27 protein-coding genes are annotated in these 25,214 nt (G+C 60.4%); 17 read left to right on the top strand and 10 right to left on the bottom strand.

All coding sequences use genetic code 11. The features are described from left to right. Nucleotides 1-232 precede the first annotated feature (232 nt). Complete coding sequence (locus tag H8K11_07225) at nt 233-1,114, bottom strand: tetratricopeptide repeat protein (GenBank protein MCS6263536.1); 882 nt, start codon at nt 1,112-1,114, stop codon at nt 233-235. A 437-nt stretch (nt 1,115-1,551) separates the two neighbouring features. Between H8K11_07225 and H8K11_07220 the strand changes: the two genes are divergently transcribed. The 8 genes from H8K11_07220 to H8K11_07185 all read left to right on the top strand — a co-directional run bounded on the left by H8K11_07220 (nt 1,552) and on the right by H8K11_07185 (nt 9,824). Then, entirely contained in the window at nt 1,552-1,860 is a 309-nt protein-coding gene (locus H8K11_07220; protein MCS6263535.1) for a DUF1778 domain-containing protein, read from the top strand. Beyond that, a complete protein-coding gene (locus H8K11_07215; GenBank protein ID MCS6263534.1) occupies nt 1,857-2,351 on the top strand; it encodes a GNAT family N-acetyltransferase in 495 nt (164 codons plus the stop codon). Before H8K11_07220 ends, H8K11_07215 begins: the two co-directional genes overlap by 4 nt. A gap of 169 nt (nt 2,352-2,520) precedes the next feature. After that, the gene (locus tag H8K11_07210; protein ID MCS6263533.1) at nt 2,521-2,997 is read left to right on the top strand and encodes a hypothetical protein; all 477 of its coding nucleotides are present in this window, start codon (nt 2,521-2,523) and stop codon (nt 2,995-2,997) included. Nucleotides 2,998-3,099: 102 nt separating this feature from the next. Beyond that, complete coding sequence (locus H8K11_07205) at nt 3,100-4,359, top strand: TolC family protein (GenBank protein ID MCS6263532.1); 1,260 nt, start codon at nt 3,100-3,102, stop codon at nt 4,357-4,359. Next, nucleotides 4,356-5,567: an efflux RND transporter periplasmic adaptor subunit gene (locus H8K11_07200; protein ID MCS6263531.1), complete on the top strand. Its 1,212-nt coding sequence runs from the start codon at nt 4,356-4,358 to the stop codon at nt 5,565-5,567. The genes H8K11_07205 and H8K11_07200 overlap by 4 nt, the downstream gene beginning before the upstream one ends. A gap of 7 nt (nt 5,568-5,574) precedes the next feature. Further along, nucleotides 5,575-8,697, top strand: coding sequence for an efflux RND transporter permease subunit (locus H8K11_07195; protein ID MCS6263530.1), 3,123 nt, complete (start codon nt 5,575-5,577; stop codon nt 8,695-8,697). A gap of 188 nt (nt 8,698-8,885) precedes the next feature. Further along, a complete protein-coding gene (locus tag H8K11_07190; GenBank protein MCS6263529.1) occupies nt 8,886-9,251 on the top strand; it encodes a response regulator in 366 nt (121 codons plus the stop codon). Between the two features lie 174 nt (nt 9,252-9,425). Next, nucleotides 9,426-9,824 (top strand): VanZ family protein, encoded by a 399-nt coding sequence (locus tag H8K11_07185; GenBank protein ID MCS6263528.1) that lies wholly within the window; start codon nt 9,426-9,428, stop codon nt 9,822-9,824. 2 nt (nt 9,825-9,826) lie between these two features. Here the strand turns inward: H8K11_07185 and H8K11_07180 are convergent, their stop codons facing one another. From H8K11_07180 to H8K11_07155, 6 genes are all read right to left on the bottom strand, one after another. After that, a complete protein-coding gene (locus H8K11_07180; GenBank protein MCS6263527.1) occupies nt 9,827-10,243 on the bottom strand; it encodes a hypothetical protein in 417 nt (138 codons plus the stop codon). 82 nt (nt 10,244-10,325) lie between these two features. Then, entirely contained in the window at nt 10,326-11,183 is an 858-nt protein-coding gene (locus H8K11_07175) for a hypothetical protein (protein ID MCS6263526.1), read from the bottom strand. A gap of 59 nt (nt 11,184-11,242) precedes the next feature. Beyond that, complete coding sequence (locus tag H8K11_07170) at nt 11,243-13,009, bottom strand: SagB/ThcOx family dehydrogenase (protein ID MCS6263525.1); 1,767 nt, start codon at nt 13,007-13,009, stop codon at nt 11,243-11,245. Nucleotides 13,010-13,056: 47 nt separating this feature from the next. Further along, nucleotides 13,057-13,752, bottom strand: a complete 696-nt coding sequence (locus tag H8K11_07165; GenBank protein MCS6263524.1) for a VIT1/CCC1 transporter family protein — start codon at nt 13,750-13,752, stop codon at nt 13,057-13,059. A gap of 31 nt (nt 13,753-13,783) precedes the next feature. Continuing rightward, a complete protein-coding gene (locus H8K11_07160; GenBank protein MCS6263523.1) occupies nt 13,784-14,041 on the bottom strand; it encodes a hypothetical protein in 258 nt (85 codons plus the stop codon). Between the two features lie 440 nt (nt 14,042-14,481). Next, complete coding sequence (locus tag H8K11_07155) at nt 14,482-15,339, bottom strand: HDOD domain-containing protein (protein MCS6263522.1); 858 nt, start codon at nt 15,337-15,339, stop codon at nt 14,482-14,484. A gap of 265 nt (nt 15,340-15,604) precedes the next feature. Here H8K11_07155 and H8K11_07150 point away from each other — a divergent pair, with 265 nt between their 5' ends. Next, nucleotides 15,605-16,330, top strand: coding sequence for an endonuclease/exonuclease/phosphatase family protein (locus H8K11_07150; protein ID MCS6263521.1), 726 nt, complete (start codon nt 15,605-15,607; stop codon nt 16,328-16,330). Between the two features lie 88 nt (nt 16,331-16,418). Here H8K11_07150 and H8K11_07145 read toward each other — a convergent pair whose 3' ends face one another. After that, nucleotides 16,419-16,991 carry a thioredoxin family protein gene (locus tag H8K11_07145; protein ID MCS6263520.1) on the bottom strand — a complete coding sequence of 191 codons (573 nt, stop codon included), beginning with the start codon at nt 16,989-16,991 and terminating at the stop codon, nt 16,419-16,421. A 152-nt stretch (nt 16,992-17,143) separates the two neighbouring features. Here H8K11_07145 and H8K11_07140 point away from each other — a divergent pair, with 152 nt between their 5' ends. From H8K11_07140 to H8K11_07105, 8 genes are all read left to right on the top strand, one after another. Then, nucleotides 17,144-17,566 carry a hypothetical protein gene (locus tag H8K11_07140; GenBank protein MCS6263519.1) on the top strand — a complete coding sequence of 141 codons (423 nt, stop codon included), beginning with the start codon at nt 17,144-17,146 and terminating at the stop codon, nt 17,564-17,566. An 86-nt stretch (nt 17,567-17,652) separates the two neighbouring features. After that, entirely contained in the window at nt 17,653-18,420 is a 768-nt protein-coding gene (locus H8K11_07135) for a tetratricopeptide repeat protein (protein ID MCS6263518.1), read from the top strand. A gap of 66 nt (nt 18,421-18,486) precedes the next feature. After that, the gene (locus H8K11_07130; protein ID MCS6263517.1) at nt 18,487-18,804 is read left to right on the top strand and encodes a tetratricopeptide repeat protein; all 318 of its coding nucleotides are present in this window, start codon (nt 18,487-18,489) and stop codon (nt 18,802-18,804) included. An 18-nt stretch (nt 18,805-18,822) separates the two neighbouring features. Beyond that, entirely contained in the window at nt 18,823-19,023 is a 201-nt protein-coding gene (locus H8K11_07125; GenBank protein ID MCS6263516.1) for a hypothetical protein, read from the top strand. Nucleotides 19,024-19,181: 158 nt separating this feature from the next. Then, on the top strand, nt 19,182-20,261 hold the full coding sequence (locus tag H8K11_07120) for a hypothetical protein (GenBank protein MCS6263515.1): 1,080 nt from the start codon (nt 19,182-19,184) through the stop codon (nt 20,259-20,261). 136 nt (nt 20,262-20,397) lie between these two features. Then, nucleotides 20,398-21,051, top strand: coding sequence for a sigma-70 family RNA polymerase sigma factor (locus H8K11_07115; GenBank protein MCS6263514.1), 654 nt, complete (start codon nt 20,398-20,400; stop codon nt 21,049-21,051). Continuing rightward, nucleotides 21,048-22,064: an anti-sigma factor gene (locus H8K11_07110; GenBank protein ID MCS6263513.1), complete on the top strand. Its 1,017-nt coding sequence runs from the start codon at nt 21,048-21,050 to the stop codon at nt 22,062-22,064. The genes H8K11_07115 and H8K11_07110 overlap by 4 nt, the downstream gene beginning before the upstream one ends. A 131-nt stretch (nt 22,065-22,195) precedes the next feature. Beyond that, on the top strand, nt 22,196-22,684 hold the full coding sequence (locus tag H8K11_07105) for a nucleoside deaminase (GenBank protein MCS6263512.1): 489 nt from the start codon (nt 22,196-22,198) through the stop codon (nt 22,682-22,684). On the opposite strand, the gene H8K11_07100 is transcribed toward H8K11_07105, so the two are convergent. Further along, the gene (locus H8K11_07100; protein ID MCS6263511.1) at nt 22,681-23,466 is read right to left on the bottom strand and encodes a 4'-phosphopantetheinyl transferase superfamily protein; all 786 of its coding nucleotides are present in this window, start codon (nt 23,464-23,466) and stop codon (nt 22,681-22,683) included. The two genes, H8K11_07105 and H8K11_07100, sit on opposite strands and share 4 nt — an antisense overlap. A 10-nt stretch (nt 23,467-23,476) precedes the next feature. Then, a complete protein-coding gene (locus H8K11_07095) occupies nt 23,477-25,174 on the bottom strand; it encodes a cyclic peptide export ABC transporter (GenBank protein ID MCS6263510.1) in 1,698 nt (565 codons plus the stop codon). Nucleotides 25,175-25,214 lie beyond the last annotated feature (40 nt).

Below are 25,214 nucleotides of genomic sequence, written 5' to 3'. Positions count from 1 at the left end.
AGCTGATCTCCAAAATTCTGGCTTGGATTCGCTGTCGCAAAAAATTGTGCGCCGAGCGCATTCGAATAGAAATCCTGTGGATCAAAGGCACCACCGGAATTGGGGTCAGGTCTTGCTATCAAACACTGCTTCACCAAAACTGCACCTGAAACGTGTTCCGACACACCAGCGCACAGCCCAATTGATCAGCCGGCGATACCACCGGTGCGGCAGGCATGTTCCTCTTCCGCCCTTACCCACAGCCTGTATGCACTTCCGCCTGAACCAGTGTGGTGGGTTCCTGAGCGAGATGTGCTTTGGCCTTCTCAAGTTGCGAGACTGCACGGGGGAAGGGTGCGATGCGAATAGCTTGTTCCCACTGCACAATCGCGTCGCGATAGCGCCCCTTGCACATCAGAAACGCAGCATACTCACCATAGGCGTAGGCATTCTTCGGATTGAGGCCGATGCCCTCCTTCAGCAGCTTCTCCTGTAAGGCAGCGTTCCCCTCGACTTTCGTCACACTGGTCCGATGCCCCACGACGAGCATCGAATGGTGTGGAAGTGTCGCCGCATGTTGCGCGCCATCGAATGCCTGATTGGCCTCAGCCACCTGACCTTGCTTCTCATGCCAGATGCCTTCGAAATACGGCGGATAAAAGCTGTCGGGGTCGAGTGCTTTCGCGGTGGCGATGTGACGTGCCGCTTCCTCAAACTCTCTTTTCACGATCAGCACCCGCGCCAACTGCGCATGGGCCGCTCCAAGGTTGGGATCCAACGCGACTGCCTGCTGGGCATGGCCGAGCGCTTGCTGGACCGTATCCCCTGAAAACGTGTTGAGGTCATACCAATCGCCGATGGTGTAGCCTCCGATCAGGGTACCGAGGGACACAGCCACATATATGAACGCTTCATTGCGGTTCTGGTCGGCGGCCTGGTTGATTTTGGTATAGGCCTCCTGCAGTTGCGTGCGATCAAACACATGCGCTTCCATCTGATAATAGGCTTGCCGCGCGAGATCCCGGGGCGTGGGGGTTCCCGCGGATGGCCGGTCGTGATTCGTGACGGTATAAGACCAGGCCCCGAGGATGACAAGACTGCACCCGAGTACCCAGGCTAACGATTTCAGCACCATGGCCATCCCCCACCCTTTCCATGCATTCTTCTTGAGTCAGAAGATCGCGACAACTCGCTCTTGGATCTTTCCATGAGCGTACCTTCGCAGCAAGCATTGGGTGAAAAGATGGCGTGGTGGCGGTACCGGTCGATGCAAGCAAGGAGAGCGATCCGGTGGAGCAGAGTCTAAGCGGCAGCAGGAAACCCTAAGGGAGCGGGAAAACGAGGTCACTTGGTTCAGCGCGTCGGTGATCGTGAACATATTCTTGGCATGGTAGGCGAATAGCATGTAGTCTCCTTTGGGCGTCTGTCGTGTGACGAGAAGGAACGGTTACCACTGGATGCATATCTGTCGACAGATTCTCACAAGAGCCGGCAATCTACGACAAACAGTCATGACATTGTCTTGACAGCGCATCGTGATCGAGTTATCGTGCTCGTCATACGAGGTGATCCATGGCGGTCCGTACCCTCCGTACTGAAAAACTCGATCTCCGGGTAAGCTCCTCAGCCAAACGTATGCTGGAAGCTGCCGCCTCGGTTTCCAATCGTTCGCTGAGCGCATTTGTCCTTGAGAGTGCGCTGGCTCGTGCCGATGAAGCCTTGGCAGATCGTCGAGCATTTCCCTTGAGCAAAGCGAAATGGAGCGACTTTTTGGCGGCACTTGATGCGTCCCCCCGCCCTCTCCCTCGGATGCAGCATCTCCTTACGGAGCCAGGCTTTTTTGACGCTGCATCGGTGGCCAACTCCAAAGCAAAACGTTGAAGAGACGTATCGAGAAACTTCAACCGCATCATGCCGTTGACGCATTCGACTGCGGGCGGGAAGCCCTCAATCTTTTTCTCCGGAAGCACGCATTGCAGAATCAACGCACCGGAGGCTCACAGACCTATGTAGGAACGGCCGACGACACAGTGATCGGCTACTACGCTCTGGCTGTGAGCTCAGTCGAACAAGAACATGCCCCAGCGCGAGTAAAGAAAGGAATGGCGAGGCACTCCATTCCCCTCATGTTACTGGCAAGGTTGGCCGTCGATCTCCACTGGCAACAACAAGGAGTCGGTGCCGCGCTACTGAAGGATGCGACCCTGCGAACACTTCAGGCTGCCGATATTGCCGGGATTCGTGCCCTGGTGGTCCACGCTCAAGATGAAGAGGCCAGAACGTTTTACGAGCGCTTCGATTTTCTCCCTTCACCCAGCGATCCGCTCCACCTATTCATTCTTCTCAAAGATCTTCGGAAATTGCTTTCGTAATGTGTTCGAACATCGGGCGCATGTGAATCGCCGCCCCTGCGGACCGAAGATTGGCGACATGCGCCCAAGCCCTCACCTCCCCTGCCGTCTCTGGCCCTGCACCCTTCAGAGCGCTTCTTGATGTGTTTCGCGCCCTGTGATAGCGTCTACTTAGAAGCCTATGCGTTCCATGCACAACAGACTCCTCCGACTCGACCACATGCTACGTGCATGGGCAGTCCTGTGGCTATTGGCCTTGCCGCTGTTCCATATCCATCCCGAGACGGATCCCCATCATGGCGAAGCCGGTCACATCCACGCCGCTGCCGTGCACACGGTTTTTTCGGCCGACCTTGAGGGGGAATTCAGGGACCATCGCGAGTCCCATCACCATGCGCCGGACACAGAATCGGGGCAGGGCCTCTCAGTGGAAGGCCCGCACGCCTGGAACGCTGATCCCGAACTAAGCTTCTCGCTGCTGAACGACGCCACCGACCGCAAGCTCGTAAAGCCCCTGCTCACGCATCTCCTATTCGTCGCCCAACACTTTCTCCCCCTGCCTGAACGCCGTGAACCGGCGGTGGACCAGGGCGATTCAACCGTTGCCTTCCCCCTTCTTGCTGCTGGCATTCCTGCGCGCGCGCCGCCCGCTCCCCTCTTCGGCTAACGTCCGTACGTCCCGACACCCATAGCCTGCTCGCACTCGCGCACCGGTTCAGGGCTCTCCTGTTGATCGGTGTGGCCCGATTGCGAACGGAGGAGGCTCCCGATGATTGCTCGTCTCGTCATGTCCGTTGTCTGCATGAGCCTGGCTACCGTCTCCTTCACAGGCGGTCACGAGGCCCGGGCTGAAACGCCTCGCAGCGCCGCCTATTCCTTACCGGATATTCTCGGTCTGGCGGTCCAGCACAATCCTACCTTGGCCGGTGCCGAGGGGATGGTCAAACAAAGCCAGGGCCAACAGATTGCGGCCGGCGCCTATCCGAACCCCTCCATCACCGGCATTGCCGGTCGCGGTGCGATTCGCGACCCGAGTACCGGGACACACGTCACCGAGCGGACGTTCACCGTGGAACAGCCGCTGGAATGGACCGCCAAGCGACAGGCCCGCCAGGAAGCGGCCGATGCCGGAGTGGCCGGTGCGAATGCCGCATTGGAAGAAACCCGCCTCACAGTACTTGCCGATGTGAAGGTGGCGTTCTATCACCTGCTTTTCGCCCAGCGTGATGTCGAACTCGCCGCACAAAACGTCACCAGCGTGGAGGAAGTCCAGCGGACGGTACACGCGCGCGTGGCGGCCGGAGAAGCCACCTCCTTCGACAGCATGAAAGCCGGTGTCGAGGTACAGAAGGCCAAGAAGGAAGTCGCCCGGGCGAACAGCACGCTCTTGGTGGCCAAGGCCCGCTTGAATACGCTGACCGCCGGGTCGCTCGGAAAAGATTTTTCGATCCAGGGGGATTTTCAGGCTCCGAAACAGGGCATGAGTGCAGACGTGCCGGCAGGACAGGCCCTGGAACAACATCCGGCCGTTCGCCGCCTCAGCAAATTGGCGGAACAAGCGGAACATACGGTGCGTTTCGAACGCGAAGCTCGAGTGCCCAACATCAGCGTCGTGGGAAGCTATCACCGGGAAGCGGGCGACGAATCGCTCACCGCCGGGCTCAGCGTGCCGTTGCCGCTCTGGTATCGGCGGCAGGGCGAAATTCAATCCGCCCTCGGGGCACAGCTCCGTGCCGACGCAGAACGCCGGCGCGCGCAGAATGAGTTGGAACAGGCCATCACTCAACATGCGCAGGAGGTCCGCACGGCGCAGGATCAGCTCCAGGTGTTTGAAACCGGTCTGTTGAAACAGGCCGAACAAACCTTGACCGTAGCCCGTACCAGCTTTCGCCACGGCGCCGCCAGTTTGTTGGATGTGTTAGATGCTCAACGAGTGTACCGGCAAACCCAGCTGGAATATGCCCAGGTGCGGGCCGATCTCTCCATTGCGCTGGCCCGGTTGGAGCGGGCACTGGGAGCCTCGCTATGAGTCTCCTTGCCTGGTTCGCACCTCAGCAAGAGCCGATGATCGGACGCGGCGCAACAACCGGAATGATCCTGACCATCCTTTCCGTTCTCCCCGGATGCGGGGATCCGGGAACGGAACCGCCGAAACCGTCCACGCCCGCCGCGGTAGCGCCGCATGCAACTGTGACGCATGCGATTCACCCTCCGCCGGCAGTCCGTGAGCGTCTGCGCGCCGAGCCCGCCGCGCGACGCACCGTTCCCGAATTGGTGACCGCCCCCGGCGAGGTCGCGCTCGACTTGAAAAAGGTCGCCAAGATTACTTCCCGCATCGGCGGACAGGTCGAACAGATTCACGTGCAGTTGGGTGACCGGGTCAAGCCCGGCCAACCGCTCGCCGCCATCGGCAGCCTGCAGCTCGATCAGCTCGTGGAAGAATATCTCGTCGGGAAGGCCCAGGCCGACGTGGCGGAAAACAGTCTCCGGCGCACCGAAAAACTGCGCACGGACGACATCGTGCCGGAACGAAAACTCATTGAAGACAAGGGGCACTACCTGGAGACGAAGGCACGCTACCAGCACGTCCGCGAAAAGCTGTTGGCCATGGGCATCTCGAAAGCCGAACTGGCCGGACTCGAACGCGGCGGACATGAAGAAGGCCATCACTATACGCTGACGTCTCCGATCGCCGGGACGGTGGTGGCCCAGAATGCGGTGCGCGGACAGGGGGTCACACCCGGAGCCGAGCTCTTCGAAGTCGTCGATACCAGCCGCGTCTGGGTCATTGCCAATCTCCCCATCGAACAGGCTCGCAAATTCAGAGAGGGCGACCTGGGCACGATCACGCCGAAAGGCGGCGACGTCATCACGGCCCCGCTGACCTATCTGGCGCCGGTCGCCGACGAGACCACGCGCACGATCCACGTTCGCTTCGAGGTGGAGAACCGGCAGGGACAACTGAAGCCGCACGAATATGTGGAAGTGGCCCTCACCCTCTCAGGCGCGCCCGCGGTGGCGGTTCCTGTGTCGGCTCTGACCACCATCGATAAGACGCGAGGGGTTTTCCTCGAAAGCCAAGACGGATACACGTTCTCACCGATCGACGCGGGACATGAAAGCGGCGGCTGGGTCGAGATTCGAACTGGTGTGAAAGAAGGCATCCCGGTCGTGACGGAAGGCGTGTTCGATCTGAAAAACGTGCTGCTGAAAGAACAGATCGGATCGGGCGACTGAGGACCCCATGGACCACCTGCTGACATTTTCGCTCCGCTATCGATTTTTTACCCTGGTGGCGATCGCCGTCGTCATGGCCACAGGCATCTGGTCTTTTACGAACCTCACCATCGACGCCGTCCCCGACCTCACACCAGTGCAGGTGCAAGTGCTCACCCGCGCTCCGGCCTTGGGTCCGGTGGAAGTCGAACAGTTCGTGACGTTCCCTATCGAGGCGTCCTTGAACGGGTTGCCGGCCTTGCGGGAGCTGCGCTCCGTGTCGCGCTACGGACTCTCCGCCGTGACGGCGATCTTCGACGACCACACCGACATCTATCGGGCCAGACAGTTCGTGACCGAACGGCTGGCGCAGGCCATGGAACGCATCCCCGCCGAATATGGACGACCGGTCATGGGCCCGCTGACCACCGGGCTGGGCGAAGTGTATCAATTCACGGTCAAAGGCCCGGGCTACAGCCCCATGGCCTTGAGAACGCTGTTGCAGTGGGACATCGGGATGAAATTGCGCGCCGTGCCCGGCGTGGTCGAGGTCAACATCTGGGGAGGCGAACCGCAACAGTTCCACGTGATCGTGGATCCGTCAAAGCTGCTTTCCTTCAAGTTGACCATGAAGCAGATCTTCGACGCGCTGCAACGGAACAATGCCATCGCCGGCGGCGGCTACATCGAACATCAGCGTGAGCAACTGCTCATTCGAGGGGAAGCGCTCGCCACGCAGGTGAGCGACCTGGCCCGGATCGTTGTAGCCCACGGTTCGGGCGGCGTGCCGGTCTACATCGCCGACCTGGCCGAGGTGAAAGAAGGGTCAGGGCTCCGCATCGGCGCCGCCACCGCCATGGGCGAGGGCGAGACGGTCATCGGAATGGTGCAGATGCTCGCGGGTGAAAACGCGCAGCAGGTCGTGACCCGCGTGAAGGCGCGCGTGCAGGAAATCCAGGCGACCCTGCCCTCCGGCGTCACCATCGAACCCTACTACGATCGCACGATTTTTGTGTCCAAGGTCATGACGACCGTGCGCAACAACCTGCTCGAAGGCGGCTTGCTCGTCATCGCCGTGCTGTTTCTCTTTCTCGGCGACCTGCGAGCCGGCCTGATCGTCGCCTCGGCCATCCCGCTCGCCATGCTGATCGCCTTCACCGGCATGATGCAGGCCGGACTCTCGGGCAACTTGATGAGCCTGGGCGCCATCGACTTCGGCCTCTTGGTCGATGGCTCCGTGGTCATGATCGACAACATCCTGCGCCGATTGGCCGACAAGCCGGCACGCACCCAGGAAGAGCGACTCGCGACCGTGCTGGCGGCCGGGCGGGAAGTCCTGCGTCCCATGACTCTGGCCGTGAGCATCATCATTCTGGTGTATGTACCGATCCTGGCGCTCACCGGCATCGAGGGCAAGATGTTCCGTCCCATGGCGTTCACGGTGATTATGGCCCTGGCCGGTTCCCTGCTCCTCGCAGTCACCGTCACGCCCCTGCTGTCGTTCTGGTTTGTACGGACCGGGACCGACCAGGAGGAAACCCGGGTCATTCGGGCCCTCAGAAGCTTCTACGCCCCTTGGGTCAGGGGAGCGGTCGCACGACCGGTCTGGCCGGTGGCGCTTGCGGTGGGTCTGTTTGCCATCAGCCTGGGGGCCGCCACGAGACTCGGCGTCGAGTTTGTACCGCGACTGGAAGAAGGTGACCTCGCCGTGCAAGTGTGGCGGTTGCCCAGTATCTCGCTGACCGAATCAGTGGCCACCGCACTCGAGATCGAGCGGGTGCTCCGTCGCTTTCCCGAAGTCACTCAAGTCGTCACCCGCACCGGCAGCCCCGAAGTGGCGACGGATGTGATGGGGGTCGAGATGTCGGACGTCTTCGTCATTCTCAAACCGCAACGCGACTGGGTCAGCGCCGACAACCGCAACGCCCTGATCGAGGCCATGAAGCGGCGCATCGAGGAACAGGTGCCCGGAGTCGGCCTCGGATTCACCCAGCCGATCGAAATGCGGTTCAACGAATTGATCGCCGGCGTGCGATCGGATCTGGCCGTGAAGATTTTCGGCCCCGACCTGGATGTCCTCAAACAGCAGGCCGAACGCACGGCGCGCGCACTTCAAAACGTGCCGGGCGCGGCAGACGTCAAGGTCGAACAGGTCGCGGGGCTCCCGCTGCTCCGTGTCATCGTCGATCGTGCAGAAATCGCCCGGTATGGGCTCACCGCCGACGAAGTGCTCACGCTCATTCAATCGACCCGGGTGGGAACGGTCGTCGGCACTGTCGTACAGGGCTCCCGTCGATTCGAGCTGGTCGTGCGGTTGGCCGACCGGGTGTCGCAGGATCCAGCGTCCTTGGGCCGACTGCTGATCCCGACCATGCACGGAGAACTCGTACCTCTCTCGCGTGTGACCAGCATCACCATTGATTCAGGCCCGGCGCAGGTCAGCCGGGAGCATGTGCAACGACGCATCGTAGTGGAATGCAATATTCGAGGTCGGGACCTGGGTGGGTTTGTGGCTGACGCCCAGCAAGCCGTCGCCCGGGCCGTCACGCTCCCCGCCGGTTACGAAATGACCTGGGGCGGGCAATTCGAACACCTGCAGGAGGCCGCTCGCCGGTTGACCATGGTCGTGCCGGTCACGCTGCTGCTGATCCTCGGCATGCTGTCGGTGATCTTCGGCGCGATGCGGCCGGCCCTGCTGATTTTCCTGAATGTGCCCCTGGCCTTGTCCGGCGGCATCCTGGCGCTGTGGCTCCGGGGATTGCCGCTGAGCATCTCCGCCATCATTGGCTTTATCGCGCTGTTCGGCATTGCCGTCCTCAACGCGGTCGTCCTCGCGAGCCATATCCGCCGGCTGGAGGCGGACGGCGCCTCCACCGGCGAAGCGGTTGTGCAAGGGGCCATGGATCGCCTGAGGCCGGTACTCATGACTGCGCTCGTCGCAAGCCTGGGATTTCTCCCCATGGCCTTGGCGACCAGCATGGGCGCGGAGGTCCAACGGCCGCTGGCCACGGTGGTGATCGGCGGCCTTCTGACGTCGACGGCCCTGACATTGCTGGTTATTCCGGCGCTCTATCCCTACTTTGTGCGCGGCGAGACCACGGGGCCGCCGCCCGCGGCCGGAGGGGCAGGAATCACCGAGTCCGGCTTGTAACCTATTGGCCCATCAAGGCGGGGCGGGGCAGGTTCGAATCCGGGCCGAGCCGTTTCCGACTCTTTTCTGGACAGACTTTCATCCCGGCGGTAAGCTTCCTCTACGAGTCGAATTGTCTGCAACCGAGCCCGAATACTGCGAAATCGTTCCATCACACGCAGAACCGGTGCCCATCCTGAGGAGTAGTTATGGCGACCATCATGGTGATCGACGACGAACCATCCATCCGCGGCCTCCTGCGGGAGGTCCTGGAACGATCAGGACACAAGGTCGTCGAAGCGAAAGATGGGCGGGAAGCGTTGGATCTCTATCAGAAACATAAAGCCGACCTGCTGATCATGGACCTGCTCATGCCGGAGGTCGATGGACTGGAAGCCACGCTGCAGCTGACCCGCGAATACATGGACACGAAAATCATCGCGATGACCGGCGCCCAAGGGGACCGGAACTTTTTGGATATCGCGAAACTCTTCGGCGCCCACCGGACCTTCGAAAAGCCCTTCGACTTGAAGGAAATGCTGAACGCCGTGGAAGCGGAACTGGCCCAGAAATAATCCGCACTCCGCTCTGCGCCCCCGGCCTTTCCCGGAGCGCCATTCACGAAGGAAATTCTGCTGGAAACCCCACCGCTGCTTCTGCAAGAATCGGCCGGTGCAGCGGACAGCCACCCCCAATCACCCGTGTTTCTAACCCCCACTCGCGCATGGCGTCTCTGGTGTGCCTGGAGCATGCTGATCGTGCTCGTCGGCATCCTTCCGCTGCATAACTTCGTCGGCCATGCGCATTGGCAATACATTCGCTGGGTGCCCACGCCGGACCAATTGAGCTCTCCGTCCGTGCTGTTGGATCTCGGCATCGATGCGGTGGCCAACATCATGCTCTTTGTGCCCTTCGGGCTGCTCTATACCCTGCGCGGATTGGGCGGCAAATCCTTCTCGCCGGGCCTTCTGATGTTCATGGCCTTTATCCTCTCCTTCGGCATCGAGTACTACCAGGTCTATTGTCACAATCGCAGCACATCGCTGCTGGACCTGTTGGATAATGTCCTCGGCGCCTATATCGGCATGCGAGTGGGAGAGATGTATCTCAGAAAGAAAGCGGCGGAAGTGATGGAAGCCGCGACGTAACCCTACTGCCAGCCGGTCGGATCATACCCGCGCTCACGCAGACAACGATCCACATAGTTGGTAAACGCCCCGCTCGGCGGCGATCGCCTGAACAGGCCTCGCAGAAAGCCAGCCGTCGCGCCGCTTGCTGCGCCGACCATGGCCCCTCGCCCCGGATGTCCCAGAATCGCTCCGCCCACCGCACCGGCGGCCGATCCGATCGCCCCGCCCGCCACTGTGCCGGTGGCAACCTGGGCGGTTTTCCCTTCGCTGGGAGAGGCCCCGGCTTGCTCGGCCAATGTCATACAGTCTTTGATGTCCGATTCGGCCGCATCGGCGCCGACCTGTCGATAGTGATCGTTGGGGTAGAGAATCGGTTTGGGCCCCGCACAACCGGCGAGCAGCAGGCTCATGGCGCAGATGAGCATCGTTTGCTTCATGGCTCACAGGTCCTCTGTTCCAAGACACCGGGGCAACTGGGTTGACCGGCCGCATCAGCGAAAGCCTGATGCCTGCTGAGGCTTAGATCCGTCCCCCCAGATCCTTCCGCTGCAATGTTCGCATCATCACCGAATCGTTATAGGCCACTTCGCTCAAGGCATCCAGAATATGCAGGCCTTTGCTCGCCACTAATTCTTTGGCCTTGGTGTAGTTCTTCGCGCTGAAACGGGCGACGGCCGGCTGACCGTTTACGATCTGACAGGCGAGCACTTCCCCGCCGGCGACGTCCATCGTACCGCCCTCCTCCACGAGTTTCTTCGCCTGCGGCACCGTAATCTGGTGCAGCTGCGCAAATTCCTCCAACCCGCCCGTCTCCACGAGACGTCCATCCGGCATGATGCAGAGCCGTTTGAAATGAGGCGACCAGTCTTTGCGGAAGTCGATGAACTTAATATCCCCGCCCTTCGCCACCGCGCGGTCGAGGGTCCGGTAATCGAGGCCGAGATTCTTTTTCGCCAGCTTGTCTTTTAATTCCTGAGGAAGCGTTCGATAGAACACCTCTGTCGCCGCCTCGAGCAGCGGCACCGCACGCGACCGGGCCCATTGCTCCGCTTCGGCAAACTGCATCAGGTCGAGCACCCAGGTCTGTTTCGGCGTGGCGCCCGTGGCATCGATCCGACAAGCAAAGAGGCCACGCGTCAGCAACCCGCCCACTTGGGGATACACATAGACACCACCCTCCGCCAGCAGCTGCGTCATCTGCTCCAACGGCACATCGTAGCTTTCGGCCAGAATTTTCGCATGCGCTGGCAGATCTTCCGGCAACGTCATCGCGCAGGCCGTCACGTTCCCCGGCGCATCGAACTCCGAGTAATCTTCGATCACGTTATATAAAACCGGTGGTTTCGGCTTCTCGATCTTCTTCTTGATCTTAAACATAGTAAGCTCGTTCCTCGTCTCTCGTCGTTCGTCTCTCGTTCAACGCAGGTCCTGCACAATCACTCATGCCGGAGGTGATGATAGGGAGGGAGCGTCATGAGCCGCTGGTCGTCCACCGGCCCGCCGATCGTGAAATGGTACAGCGACTGGATGGAGAGGTCCTTGATGCCGACAACCTCATGCACCGGATCGTCGAAAAAGCAGCCGATCCCCGTGCCCCGCACCCCTGCGGCCTCCGCTTCCAGATAGAGCACCTGCCCGAGCAATCCTGTTTCCCAGAACAGGCGTGGATACCACCAAGCCCCGTCCTGCCGCAAGCGGCCTTCGAACTCCGCCAGCATCCCGAGCGAGAAAGCGCTGTCTCCGGCAATCGCCTGTTGGCAACTGACTTGCGCCGCCAGTCGTTGGGCATTGCCCTGCAGCAGCCAGAACAGGGGAAGATCTCCCGGGCAACCGGGCGCCGGGGTCCATTCCAATTCAGGATTCATCGACTGCTGCAGAAACGGCAGCTTGTTCGGGTCACGCGCCAGAAGATACAACCCCGCCTCCAGCCCTTCGACGCGATGCACGAACAGCATGAGGTGAATCGCCGGATCCCAGGACAAGGCATCCCACGGCATGGGCCGCTGCAATTGCGGTCGCTCCACGCGAGGCATCACCCGCTGCAGGATGTGAAAGAATGTGGCGGCTGAAATAGCGGTGCGGCCATCGAAGGAGACGGCGCTGCGGCGTTGCCTGATGATCGCGCCGGCATCGTCCGTCGTTCGTGACGCGTGAAGCGTCCCGGCCTGAACAATGGGCGCCGCGCCAAGCAGAACCGTCGGGTGCTCCAGGCTGGTCTTCCAGGAGGCCTCTGCCACCTGGTCGATGACATCCCAATGCACCCCATGTTCGCGGCTCAGCTCGTTGGCCTTCCCATGCCATGGCCCCGCAGCCACACCCGTGACAGCCGCCTCATCCAGAAACAACGGCAGCCCCTGATTCTCAAGCGATGAGCTCGCCGAGGACCCCACCTCGGCTTCACCCGGCCAGATCACCGCAAGGCAATCGGGATGTTCCGGCTCCACCCCGCTGAAATCGTCTACGCGATGAGTGCCCAATACTCTCGCGATCTGGTTCTGATCGACTCCATCCAAGAGCGCCATCTTCCACCCGAGCGTCGCCGCCGCAATACGCGCCGACCCGATCGCGTGGCCAACATCGTGGTTGCAGTAGCGAAACGCCCGCTCGCCATACTTCCAGGCTTCCCGCCAATGGACAGAGGTGAGACCGAACAGAAACGCTCCTGCCGGAAAGGGCGCCAATAGACTCGAGCTGGCGGCAGGCGAACAGTCCGCGCGTAACTCCAGCCCATGTTCTCTCGGTGCGTAGTGATAGAGCCCCGGCTTCAGGTCGAGTCCCTCGGCCGACGGCAGCAGGACATAGCCTTCTGTCGGATGGAGATTGCCGGACGACGGATTGTTCCGCAGGGCCCACTCCGACTCCCCGGCCTTCTTCCAGGCCGACAGCCCGAGGGCCAGCTCGAAGAACCGTGAGATGGTACGGGTGGTCACCGCCTGAGGAGAAACGGCGCCTGGTTGATAGATGGCGTGGTAGGACGGCGACCGCGGTTCATCCTCCGGCTTCAACAGCGGCAACCGGACCAACTCGGCTCCGTCGAATCGCCGAAAGGGATTGGGCTGATTCGCCCAGTCCAGATAGCCCAATGACCGCGCATAACGATTGAAATAGTGCTTGGTTCGAACGTGATAGGCGATCACGCGATCGACCGGATCGGTTGAAAGCAGCTCAGTGGAAGTAGTGGAAGACGGTTGTTCAGGAGTCATGGCGGCAGTCTAACGAGGCGGAGGAAGGAAAGTAAACGCGGGCCGCCTCAACCGAGCAGGCGGGCAATACCGAAGGCCGCCGCCGCCGCAAGACCACCGACCAGCACGGTTTGGAATCCGCCGCGCCACGGCGGCACACCGGTATACCCGCTCTTGACGTAACCGAACACAAATAACGCCACGGGAGTCACCGCCACCGACCACCAGAGCGCGGTCTGGATATCGGCGAACACCATGTAGGGCACCAGCGGAATGAGCCCGCCGACCACATAGGACAGCGCAATCGTCCAGGCGCTGATCCGCGCGCGTGTGGGATCAGGCTCCTCAAGTCCCAGCTCAAACCGCATCATGAAATCGACCCACTGCGTCGGATTGGCCTGAAGTGTCTCGATCAATGGAGCGATCTGTTCATCGCGCAAACCATACCCGCGAAAAATCTCGGACACTTCTTCGGCCTCCCGTTCCGGAATATGCTGCGTCTCTCGCAACTCCCGCAGGCGCTCAGACGCGTAATGTTCCAGATCCGTCTTCGCCGCGAGATACCCGCCCAAACCCATGGCAATCGAGCCGGCCGCGATCTCGGCTAACCCGGCTGTGACCACCAGGCCGGATGAGGCCACGGCGCCGGACAGGCCGGCCGCCAACGCAAAGGGCACCGTCAACCCATCGGCCATACCGATCACGATATCGCGGACGGTCGCGGTGGCGGTGAAATGTTTTTCAATGTGAGGCGTCACGGGCATGGGCACACTCTTTCCGGGAACGCACCACCGCTTACGCTTCTTGAATGCGTACAAACTCCCGTGCGCTGCGCAAATCTTCCTGCGTGCAGAGTTTCAGCTCCAGCAAGAGATGCTCTAAGGCCGCCACCCGGGCGGCGACCTCCGGCAGCACCACATCGATCCGCTCCACGAGATCTTGTAACCGGCGGGTCATCCCGGCCTCACCGCTTTTCGTCGCGGCGCCCTTCCGTTTCTGTCCGGCCGACCGATTGCGGCCCGACTGCCGTGGCACTTTCCTTTTGGGTGGCATAGATCCCTCCTGGTTAGGGTGCTTGTGTACGCGCCTTCGTGGCGCCGGTCAAGCAAAGGATGTGGAGAAGGAGATCTCGCCGCCCAGAATAAAACCTCATGTGATCATTAAAGTTTTAAAATGGATCGATTGGTCGTCCCATGGACGCAGGTGTGTTGGTCAGGCGGTTCGAAGCTGCTGCGAATCCCCTATCCTTCACCTCTGAAACGGCTAAAACGCAACAGGAGCCAATCGAATGGAATATAGCTTAACTTATTACTTGAGGTTAGCACGGTGCGGCAGGCTGGGGGACTGGGCCCTGCCCCAATGGTCGGACAGACTCCGGTTTCATGAGAACGATGAGTTGGAGGGGAATATCTGGAACAGGGTCCGCATCCGCCGACGAGCCGTCTCAAACGTGGAGCGCATCGCCGGCGGTGAGATCGCGTCTCTGCCTGAAGTCAGGCGGCCATCGCGACGGGACTGAACAGTTTCACCGTCTCCTGCAGTTGCTCCTGCGCCTCGTTCAGTAATGCCGGCCACTGACTGACATCGAATCGGGTGGACTGCAATGCGGCCGCATGAAACGACAACTCCTTCGGAGCAACGGAGGGATGCAATTCATTGTGGTCGGCAACCACCCCGGCGAGGTGCACGATCGAAGGGTGAAGCGCATACTCACCCGCCTCGTCAGGATAGAGCTGGTGCCGGATGGCCTGCTCGATTTGAAGCGGCATCCCCCAGGAATGAATCAACTCGGCGCCCACTTCCGTAAAATCGCACCCGAAGTTGGACTGTTCGACTTCCGCAAGCGGGCTACCCAGATTGCCCGCCTCGATGAGCGCCGATTGCGCGCGCTCGGGAATGGTCTGATACAACACCAGGTGCCCGATGTCTCGCAGCAGGCCCTCGATAAAGAACCGCTCGCTGTCATCGATCCCGCAGGCTTTGGCGATCTTGCCGGCCATCAAAGCGCAGAGCACGCTTTTACGCCAATAGGCCGACAGATCCATGATCTGCACCGTCATGCCGCTGAAGCTGCGGCCGATGGTCGTGGCCGTCACCAAATCGCGAATCGCTTGCATCCCGAGCAGGTTCACCGCCCGGGTCACCGTATCCACCTGCTTGGGAACCCCATACAGCGGGCTGTTCACAATCTTCAGGACGCGGGCGGAAATTGCCGGGTCCATCTTGAGGACCTTCGCCAAATCATCCATTGTCGAGTCCGGGTTGTCCACGACGTCGCGAACTCGATAGTAGATCTCAGGAAGGGTAAAGACGTTTGAGCAGGATTGGACGAGTTCTTGCGCCGATGCCATGATAGACGATCCTCCTTGGTGCGCGTTGCGCGTGCGCCCTGCACAGGGGGCCCCGGCTATCTTTATCGGTTGCGGCCTGTCTTTTCTGAAGGGCCAGGAGATCCCCGGTCTATACCAGGCAGGGGCCGGTTGTGATCGTCTTGTTTGGTCCCGCAAGGAGGTAGACAAGCATTGGGACATTCTGTAACTTCTGACGGCAACCGATGGCAAAAACTTCCGCTTTCACGCACATATCAACGCCAGAGCCATTCTATTTGTTCACCTCATGAGAATTGTCAGTTGGAATTGCAGTGGCGCCCTTCGCAAAAAGCTCCCACAGCTTCTCTCTCTCAATGCCGACATCTACATTGTCCAAGAATGCGAAAAGCCGGAAGGGGCCATAGACAGTGCATACAAGAGTTGGGCGAAGGGTTCATTGTGGGTTGGTAGTAACAAACACAGGGGGCTGGGGGTATTTTCAAGTAACGCGCCTCTGGTCATGCTCGACTGGGATGGCAATGGACTTGAGTCATTTGTTCCGTTCACCATCGACAACAAGATCACGGCATTGGCGGTTTGGACGCGTCACGCAAATTCGCCGACCTTCCGCTACATCGGTCAATTGTGGAAATACCTTCAGGTCCACAAGGCAAGAATTGGGGATCGCAACATGGTCATCTGCGGAGACCTCAACAGCAACGCCCGCTGGGACGTCTGGGATCGGTGGTGGAACCACAGTGATGTCGTCAGGGAGCTCTCCTCGATTGGCATAGAAAGCGTGTATCACCACCAGACCGGCGAGCAGCAGGGAAAGGAATCACAGCCCACGTTTTTTATGCACCGTAAGCTTGCTCGTCCCTATCACATCGACTATGCATTTGCTTCCGCGGATCTTCTTCGATCTTCAAAAATTTCAGTCGGCCGAGCCGATGAGTGGCTCGCATTCAGTGATCACGTGCCCATAGTGTTCGATTTCGCCTGCGACTTGTGTACGGTTCAAACCGATAAGTAGCGGTACCGCCAGACATTCGCCAGAAAATAACCAACGGAACACAAGAACGGCTCAACAATTCTCAATTTCTCTCCGCAGCCGTTCAGTCCTAGGCCGGTGCGTTGCCCGGCTTCCACTTGATGCTACAGCCGATGCTGGCTTTTTGATCGGGATTCACCGGCTTTCCGCTCAGGACGGCATCGATCGCGGCGCGGAGATCTCGGCCGGTGACCGGCCTGTTGTTGCCGGGACGTGAGTCGTCCAATTGGCCTCGATACACCAGTCGACGCTGCCGGTCGAACAGGAAAAAATCAGGCGTGCAGGCGGCCCGGTAGGCTTTTGCCACCTCCTGCGTGTCATCGCAGCAGAACGGGAAGGAGAAGGCCAGCCGCTCGGCCATTTCTTTCAAGCACGAAGGTGCGTCGTCCGGATACGACTTCGCATCATTGCTGCTGATCGCGATAAGCCCCAGTCCGGTCTCTGCATAGTCTCGCCCGATCCTGGCGATCTCCTGCTCCACGTGCACCACATAGGGGCAATGGCGGCAGATGAACATCACCAGGAACGCCGCCTTCTCATTGAACGAATCCAACCGGTAGATCTGACCATTCACCACATTACGCAATGAGAAATCAGGCGCATTCGTTCCGAGCGGGAGCATAGCCGATTCGACCGCCATCATGACCTCCTGAGGAATATGCACACACCACGATGTATCCACCCTACAATTGCGTGACTGATGATTCAAGCGTCGACAGCATTGACCTCCCTTCCCTGCCCCCAGTATTCTGCCAATGAACGCCGGACATCATTTACCGACCCAGTGAGGACTCCATGCAATTCGATGCCGCGCTGGCCGCGCAGGATACCCTACAGGAATCAGAAGCCGAACTCGGTGCCGATTGGGACCAGGCCATTGAGCTCGAACAAACCTTCTCGTCCAATGCCGGTTCCACAGCCCGCGAGGCTTATGAACAATTGCTGGCGTTGGCCGGTCGCCACCCCAAGGCACATCGCTTCCAGGCCTTCTGTATTTACATCACTTGGCAACAGGTGACGGAGGAGACCATCGCCCGTCATTTTGAAACCGGCATGACGCTCTCCGAGGCCTATCTCGCCTCACCGGAGGGGAAGGACCCGCGCCATCTGGCCTATGTGGCCGAGCTGCTTGAGTCATTTCGCGCCGGCCTCGGCCTAGACGAAGAAGACGACATCGTGGTGGAGTTTCGCAAAGACACCCCGAAGGGCGGCGACTGACCCAAGCCGTGAAGCGTGACCCGTAAAACGTGAAACGTTTCAAAAACGAGATACAAGCGACGGGAGACGAACGACGGTTCTAAGACATGGCTGAAAACGACAAACACCGCGCACGCATTTTTCTCCATCGTGGCGATCTCGTCCAGGCACGTGCCGCCTGGGAGGCAGCCGTCAAGGATGACCGGCTGACCGGGACTCAGCGCGAACTCTCGAACAGCCTCGGCAATCTCGGCAACACCTATGCCCTGGCCGGCGACTTGGAGAAGGCCGACACCTGTTACAAAGAAGTGCTGGCGATCCAACGCAGCGAACAGGACCCACACGCCATCGCCCATACACTCGTCAATCTCGGCAACCTCTACATCGGTGCCGACAAGCCGGAGAAAGCGCGTCCCTATTATCTCGAAGCGCTGGACCTCCTCAAGCCGCTCAACGACCATCGCGCCCTTGGCATCCTCTACCACAACCTGGCCATGGAAGAGGCCCGGCAGCACCAATGGGATGAGTCCGTCCGATTGTTCACGCAAGCGCTGGAGTCCCACCGGGTGGTCGGGAACGAAGAAGGCCTGGCCGGCACCTACAGTCAGCTGGGAAAGACCTTCCTCGACAGCGGCCGCACGGTAGAGGCCGAACGATGTTTCAACAATGCCTCCGAGCATTTCATCAAGCTCGGCAATCCGGCCGGCGAGGCGGCGGTCCTCCGGGAACTGGCCGAACTCTATGAACAACGACAGGATACGGTCGCGGCCATTCGTTGTGTGGAACGGCTGCACCATCTGGCGCTGGGAACCGGACGCGCGCCCGCTGACGCGGACCGCGAACGGCTCGCGCGGCTTCGCGCCGCCCGTAGCTGAACGAACAACGGTGATGGTAGAATCCCGCGTCACCAGACCAGCCAATCACGCTTCACAAGGAGCCTCATGGATATCAGCGCGTTTCGCCAAATGGTTGAGAAAAACCCGAAAGGATTCCTGGGTCGCTACGGCCTAGGCAATAAGATTTTGCAGGAAGGCGGCAGCGTCGAAGAAGCCGCGGAGCACCTCACGGTCGCCACCCAACTGGATCCGACGCATGTGGCGTCGCACCTCGCCCTCGGACGCGCCCTCGTCACACTGGGCAAGAAAGAAGAGGCCAAACCCGTCTTGAAGGCGGGTATCGACGCAGCCGTCTCCGGCCGATCCAACGGCGGAGTGGATCTGGTGCCGGAACTGCAACAACTCCTGAGGACGCTCGGATAAGCCGGTTGGAGGATCTCTATGACTCTTGACACAGCCAGACAGCGGATCGAATCCGCGATCACACAATACGGCCAGCATGCAGCCATGGCTATCGAGCTGGTCATCAATGAAGTACGCTCCGACATGGGCCGGGACGCCGTGAATGAATTGATCGACGAGTTCGACCTCGAACTGATGTACAACATCGCCCCCATGGAATCCGACTACTCGAACAGCTAAGCCAAGATGGAGCTGATCTGCACAGCCCTCGCAGGGTGCTCAAAAAGGCCATCCAACAAGGCCGCAGGCGAGGAAGACCCGGAGACGTACGTTCAGAGGTACGTTGAGGAGGATTCCGAGTCGAGAACGACGTTGGAGGTCTTTTTCAGCACCCTGCCATGCCGCTGATCTGGTGTTCCATCTCAGGCCACGGCTACGGGCACGCGGCGCAAGTGGTGCCGGTGCTCAACGCGCTGGGACGATTGGTGCCGAATCTCAGCGCCATTTTACGAACAAGCGTTCCCGCCGACTTCTTCGAACCTCGCCTCGACATTCCCTGGCAGCTCCAGGTGGGGCAGCAGGATATCGGGTGCATCCAGGACGGCCCCCTGAAGATCGATGTCTCCCGCACCTGGGCCGCCCACTCTGCGCTGCACAGCGATTGGCCGCAGAAAATTGAGGCTGAAGCCGCGCTCATCCGCAGCGCCGGACCCGCCTGTGTCCTTTCCGATATCTCCCATCTCGGCATTGCCGCCGGCGCGGCTACGGGCATTCCGACCATCGGCCTCTGCTCCTTGTCCTGGGATCTGGTCCTGGAGCCGTTCGCAGATCCCGCCCAGCGCGAACATGCGACGATTCTTCGCCAGATCCGCGAGGCCTATGCCAAAGCCACCTGCTTCCTGCGCGTGGCGCCGGCCCTTGCAATCACCGCGTTTCATCCTGTCCGGGAGATCGGCCCCATCGCGGAACCGGCCGTCCCTCAACCCGCGGCGCTCCGTAAGGCCATCGGCGCCGGGCAGTCGGAACGGGTCGTGCTGGTCGGGTTCGGCGGCATTGCCCTGCGAGCGTTTCCCTTCGAACACATGGAGGCGATGGACGGCTTTCGTTTCGTTGTGGATGGCGTCGTGCCAAATGGACTGACTCGCGTCCTATCGCTGGCCTCCCTGGGCATGACCTTTAAAGCGGTCATGGCGTCCGTAGATATGATCCTCACAAAGCCAGGGTACGGCACGATCGTCGAAGCCGTGGCGCTCGGAATCCCCGTCGTCTATGTGCGACGATACAATTTCCCCGACGAGCCGCCCCTGGTCGATCACCTGCATCAATATGGTCGCGGTGCAGAGCTCTCACTGACCGATTTTCTCCAGGGACGATGGAACGCAGCCATAGAACAAGCCTTCGCCCGCCCCCTCTCATCTACGCCGCCGCCCCTGTCCGGCGCACAGGACGCCGCGCACATTCTGAAAGACTACGTATGAGGCCGTGCCGGCTGATCGTTCGTGACACTGCCCTCGATCGCCGCTGAAGACCGTTACGCTGCCGTGAACGGCTGTGCTACGACTGCCGACGGATTCTCACATCCGATTAGTCGTTTTTCACGTAGAGTGTTATAGTGTGCCCTATTCTGATCCGGAGCATTGCGCCCGCGCCCAGGCCGACTGCATGGAAGCTGCCTCCCGACAAGCTGCATCGATGATCGACCCCAAACTCCTGGCCCGTGTGGCCAGGGGCGATCAACAGGCATTCGGCCAACTCTACGATCAATCGAGCACCCTGCTCTTTACCCTGGCGTATCGCATTTTGAGCGACCGCGATGAGGCCGCGGAGTTACTTCAGGAGGTCTACCTGGAGGTATGGCGCAAAATCGCCAAATACGATGTCGGCCGTGGAAGCCCGATTGCCTGGCTGGTGACACTCACCCGCAGTCGAGCCATCGACCGGCTCCGTGCACGAGCATCGCGCGGGCAACATGTCGTCGCCGATTCGTTCGAACATCCCCTGGTTTCGCGCACACCCGATGTCAGCCCGAATCCGTACGAAGCCCGCGAGGATACCGAGCTACGCCAGCTGATGGCGAAAGCCATCCTCGAACTGCCGCTGCCGCAACAACAGGCCATCGAGATGGCGTTTTACCAGGGCCTGACCCATACGGAGATTGCCGCCAAGCTGAACCAGCCGCTCGGGACGGTGAAGACGCGCATCAAACTGGCGATGGCCAAGCTCCGCGCGTCGTTGCAGCAGACAATGCCGCAGGGTGAGGGGGTATGACACACGAGGAACTGGAGGACGCGGTCCCCCTCTACGCGATCGGCGCCCTCGAACGCTCGGAGCGGCAGGCCATCGAAGCACACTTGTTATCGGGATGCGCGGCCTGCCATGCCGCTCTCAAGGACTATCAAACCGTGGCGTCACTGCTGCCGTTCGGACTCACCCCGGCGACACCCCCGAATACGCTCAAAGCCAAAATCATGATGGCGCCGATGCCCATCGCGGGTGCGGTGGAAACGGAGCAGGCCGGCCCGAAGTCGAGCCTGGAACCGGGCGAATGGATGAACCACCTGTTCCCGCCCATCGCGCCGGCCCGTTCGCTGCCGTTCCGCCTGGCAATGGGATTTGCTGCGACCGTATTGATTGTGGGAGGCGGGTATTTCGCGTGGTTATCCTACACGCAAACCTCTCAGCGTTCGGGCGAGATTCAGCAACTGCAAGCCGCGGTGCAACAGGAGACCGCCCGCGTGGCCGGCCTGCAGTCGGAGCTGCAACAGCGTGAACAGACCATCGGCACGCTTAAGTCGGAGATCGACCAACGGAGCACGGAGATCGCGGAACTCCGCGATCAATTGCTGCAGCGGGAAGCGGAGCTGGACGACGCGCACACCCAGCTGACCCAGAACGAATCCTCCTTGCAACGCCTGGCCAGGCAGAACGAGGAATTTGCCGGACTGTTCAAAAACCCCTCGTCAAAAGTCGTGTCGCTGGCCGGATCCGATATGGCCAAATCGGCAGGCGCCTTCCTGCTGTTCGATCCGGCAACCAAGAAAGCCTGGCTCTACGCGTACAATCTGCCGGCCTTACCGAGCGGCAAGGTGTACCAGCTCTGGGCCATCGACGACAAACCGGTGAGCGCAGGTGTCTTCGGACTCGATGCGGGCTTGAAAGCCCGTATGCTCATCAGGAATATGACCGAGTTTTCGCGAATGAAAAAATTCGCCGTGACCGTGGAACCGGACGGCGGACGCCCGGAACCGACCGGCGCGATTTATTTGATCGGGCAGATCTGACCGGCCGGTCACTCGACCTCCGCTTGCGCCTCCTCTCCCGGTGCCATTCCACATGCAGAACGTGCTAGCATGCAGGCGCCTTTTCGACTGCCGTAGCGTTCAGCCCCTGACAGGATTCATCCGACGACACAATGCTCGCCCTCGACGATCCCGATACCCGTTTCATGCAACAAGCCCTGACACTCGCGCGTTCGGCGCCGCTGATCGGTGAAGTGCCGATCGCCGCGGTACTGGTGCACGAGGGCATCGTGATCGCTCAAGCCCACAATCTCAGGGAAACCAGGCAGGACCCGACGGCTCATGCAGAAGTCATCGTGATTCAGGACGCAGCCCGGCACATGGGGAGCTGGCGACTCATCGACACGATCCTCTATGTCACGCTGGAGCCCTGCACGATGTGCATCGGCGCCATCGTGCTCGCTCGCATACCGCGGCTGGTCTTCGGCGCGACCGATCCCAAAGCCGGCGCGTGCGGATCCATCATGAATATTCCCCCTGAGCCAAGACTCAACCACCGCGTGGAGGTCGTCGGAGGAGTCTGCGCTGAAGAAAGTCAGGCGTTGCTACAGGACTTCTTTCGGCAGCTGAGAAAAGACGCAGCCCGGCGGGAGTTCACCTAACGGAACAGACCTGTACTTGAATCACACAGTCGAACCTGGCAGGCCGGCCCCTCAACGGCGAGCGCCCCGGAGACGTCATCGGCCAGCGAAACCGACTGCACTTGCCAGTTGGTATCGAAGGCCCCGGAGTCGGTCATCCGCACATGAGCGAGCGGCGACCCGTCTTCGAACAAGATTTCGAATCGATCCAAACCGAGAGACAACCCCACCCCACGCCCTTTGAGATAGGCCTCCTTCGCCGTCCAATAGCGATAGAACAGTGACAGCTGCGCACCCTGCTGAGCCTGAGTGATCTGCCGTGACTCCTCGGACGAAAAAAAACGCTGCGCGAGCTTGAGCGCATCCACGTTCGGCCTGTACACCTCGACATCCACACCGACGGCGCGCCCGGCCGCCACGGCCACCACGGCGTAGGCCCCTGAATGGGAGAGGCTGAACTGAATGTCCTGACCGGCACAGGAGCAACCGGTCAGAGCCGGCTTCCCATGGGCTCCGCTGGCGAACTCAATCTGCCCGGCTTCTCTGCCGACGTAGCGGGCCAGAATGGCACGCAGCAACCCGTGCGACAGGATGAACCGGTGACGATCCCGGTCGAAGGCAAATCGGGCCGCGCGGGCCTGTTCATCACGCGAGAGCAGAGCGGCAAGAGCGGCGCGTTGCTCCTCATGCCGGACAAGACGGCAGAACCAGACGTGCACATCCTGCCGGCTCAGAGCGGGCAACGGCGACGAATCTCTGGAGGGAATCGACAATCCGGACATGGGTTGAGACACGCGAGGCACAGACCCTGCGTTATGCCGAGGAGCGGGTCACCGGCTTCAGCATCGGGGGCGTTCGAGTCGAGCCCGTTGAGGCGGCCTGGTTCGGAGTTTCCAGGATCTTGCCTTCGTCGAGTTTTAGCACACGGTCGCCCACATGAAAATACCGGTCGTCATGGGTGACTACGATGACACCTTTTCCTCGCGCCCGCAACTCCGGCAGGAGCTCACCGTAAAACACGTCCTTGTACTGAGGATCCTGATCGGCCGCCCATTCGTCGAAGACATAGAACGGACGATCTTCCAGCATGGCCGTCACGAGGGCGAGGCGCTTCCGTTGGCCCTGTGACAGGTTGATCGTCGAATACTCGCCGTTCTGGATCGTGACCTTATGCTGGATCCGGAGCGTCTTCAACCAGCCGTCCGCCTCGCTCTCGATCAGTGCCGGATCGAGCCCCAACAGTTTCTTGAACAGGTAGAAATCGGAAAAGACCGCCGCAAAATGCTGTCGGTACCAGTCCTGGTTCGAGGGCGTGATTGCCTCGCCGTTCAGCCTGACCGTTCCCTGCTGCGGCAAATACAACCCGGTGAGTACTTTCACAAAGGTCGACTTCCCGCTTCCGTTTCCTCCGATGATAAACACCAGTTCGCCGGTCCTGATCGTCACATCCAGCGGTCCAAGGCTGAACGACCGCTCATCTTCACCTTTCGGTTCATACGAAAAAATCGCCTGCGAGAACTCCAGAGATTGCGTGCCGTGATTCACCGGGCGCTCCGCGCCACCCTCACGACCGCCTTCATCCAACGCCAGCCCCAGCGATTCGATTTTCTCCAGCGCCACTTGGCCGCGACTGAGGGTGGGCACCATCCCGAGCAGACCCCACATCGGACCGATCATGTAGAGCATCGCGAACGCATACCCTGTCAGAGACTCTCCCGACAACGACAACCATCTGGGGAAGAGCAGGAGAATAACCCCGATCAGTCCGTAGAACAGCACCTGTGTCCAGGAGTCGGTGGTGAGGTATTGCTTTGTCGTCACCAGATTGTGGTAGCGAAGCGCTTCGGCAGCTTGTCGGATATCCGACTCGACGAACGTTTCTCGACGCCCGCGATGCAACATCAGCTCCTTCATGCCTTCCGTCAGACTGCGAAAATGCTCGAAGAGCGCCCCTTTCGCATCGCGCACCGCCATCGAAGATCGGAGCACCCGGTTATACAGCTGGCGGTACCCGATCAGTCCGAACACGGCCAAAAGAACCACGCCGAGAAACGCCTGCCAGGAGAGCCAGGCAAGGTAGAGGGAACAGCCGGCAAGGATCGCGACATTGATCGCCAGGCCAGGCAACCCGTTCACCGCCCAGGCCATGGCATTCGTGTCATCCGTCAGCGTGGCCAGAATTTCATGCGCGCCACGGCGTTCCAACGTGCGATAAGGCGCCCGCACCACTTTCCAACAGAGATCCATCCCGAGCTTCAAGATGGTTTTCTGCGCGAAGGTGACGAGCAACAGTTGGGAGAGATAGTTCGACAGGACCTTCAGCACCGCCAGACCGATGAAGGCCACTGCAAACAGTTCGGACGTCGCTCCGGCGCCGTTGATGAGCTTGTTGATGACGGCGAGCAGACCCACGCTGGACAGCCCGGCCAACAGACCGGTCAGGACCATCAGCACCATCATGCTTCGGGCGTCGCGGAGCAGAAACAGGAGAAACCGATACAGTTTCATCATGGTGAGGTGACTGCTGTCCCGTTGGCCTTAACCCGGACTA

This window comes from Nitrospira sp., from assembly GCA_024998565.1.
Taxonomy (GTDB): Bacteria; Nitrospirota; Nitrospiria; order Nitrospirales; family Nitrospiraceae; genus Nitrospira_A.
Note: the sequence above shows the minus strand (reverse complement) of the source record. Positions and strands in the feature narration are given on the sequence as shown.

Coding starts and splice junctions, on each gene's coding strand:
- H8K11_07185 (MCS6263528.1), top strand. CDS start 9,426: ATGCTGATCGTGCTCGTCGGCATCCTTCCGCTGCATAACTTCGTCGGC.
- H8K11_07165 (MCS6263524.1), bottom strand. CDS start 13,752: ATGCCCGTGACGCCTCACATTGAAAAACATTTCACCGCCACCGCGACC.
- H8K11_07150 (MCS6263521.1), top strand. CDS start 15,605: ATGAGAATTGTCAGTTGGAATTGCAGTGGCGCCCTTCGCAAAAAGCTC.
- H8K11_07125 (MCS6263516.1), top strand. CDS start 18,823: ATGACTCTTGACACAGCCAGACAGCGGATCGAATCCGCGATCACACAA.
- H8K11_07095 (MCS6263510.1), bottom strand. CDS start 25,174: ATGATGAAACTGTATCGGTTTCTCCTGTTTCTGCTCCGCGACGCCCGA.
- H8K11_07195 (MCS6263530.1), top strand. CDS start 5,575: ATGGACCACCTGCTGACATTTTCGCTCCGCTATCGATTTTTTACCCTG.
- H8K11_07205 (MCS6263532.1), top strand. CDS start 3,100: ATGATTGCTCGTCTCGTCATGTCCGTTGTCTGCATGAGCCTGGCTACC.
- H8K11_07180 (MCS6263527.1), bottom strand. CDS start 10,243: ATGAAGCAAACGATGCTCATCTGCGCCATGAGCCTGCTGCTCGCCGGT.
- H8K11_07120 (MCS6263515.1), top strand. CDS start 19,182: ATGCCGCTGATCTGGTGTTCCATCTCAGGCCACGGCTACGGGCACGCG.
- H8K11_07190 (MCS6263529.1), top strand. CDS start 8,886: ATGGCGACCATCATGGTGATCGACGACGAACCATCCATCCGCGGCCTC.
- H8K11_07220 (MCS6263535.1), top strand. CDS start 1,552: ATGGCGGTCCGTACCCTCCGTACTGAAAAACTCGATCTCCGGGTAAGC.
- H8K11_07200 (MCS6263531.1), top strand. CDS start 4,356: ATGAGTCTCCTTGCCTGGTTCGCACCTCAGCAAGAGCCGATGATCGGA.
- H8K11_07160 (MCS6263523.1), bottom strand. CDS start 14,041: ATGCCACCCAAAAGGAAAGTGCCACGGCAGTCGGGCCGCAATCGGTCG.
- H8K11_07105 (MCS6263512.1), top strand. CDS start 22,196: ATGCTCGCCCTCGACGATCCCGATACCCGTTTCATGCAACAAGCCCTG.
- H8K11_07145 (MCS6263520.1), bottom strand. CDS start 16,991: ATGATGGCGGTCGAATCGGCTATGCTCCCGCTCGGAACGAATGCGCCT.
- H8K11_07130 (MCS6263517.1), top strand. CDS start 18,487: ATGGATATCAGCGCGTTTCGCCAAATGGTTGAGAAAAACCCGAAAGGA.
- H8K11_07225 (MCS6263536.1), bottom strand. CDS start 1,114: ATGGTGCTGAAATCGTTAGCCTGGGTACTCGGGTGCAGTCTTGTCATC.
- H8K11_07210 (MCS6263533.1), top strand. CDS start 2,521: ATGCACAACAGACTCCTCCGACTCGACCACATGCTACGTGCATGGGCA.
- H8K11_07135 (MCS6263518.1), top strand. CDS start 17,653: ATGGCTGAAAACGACAAACACCGCGCACGCATTTTTCTCCATCGTGGC.
- H8K11_07140 (MCS6263519.1), top strand. CDS start 17,144: ATGCAATTCGATGCCGCGCTGGCCGCGCAGGATACCCTACAGGAATCA.
- H8K11_07175 (MCS6263526.1), bottom strand. CDS start 11,183: ATGTTTAAGATCAAGAAGAAGATCGAGAAGCCGAAACCACCGGTTTTA.
- H8K11_07155 (MCS6263522.1), bottom strand. CDS start 15,339: ATGGCATCGGCGCAAGAACTCGTCCAATCCTGCTCAAACGTCTTTACC.
- H8K11_07170 (MCS6263525.1), bottom strand. CDS start 13,009: ATGACTCCTGAACAACCGTCTTCCACTACTTCCACTGAGCTGCTTTCA.
- H8K11_07110 (MCS6263513.1), top strand. CDS start 21,048: ATGACACACGAGGAACTGGAGGACGCGGTCCCCCTCTACGCGATCGGC.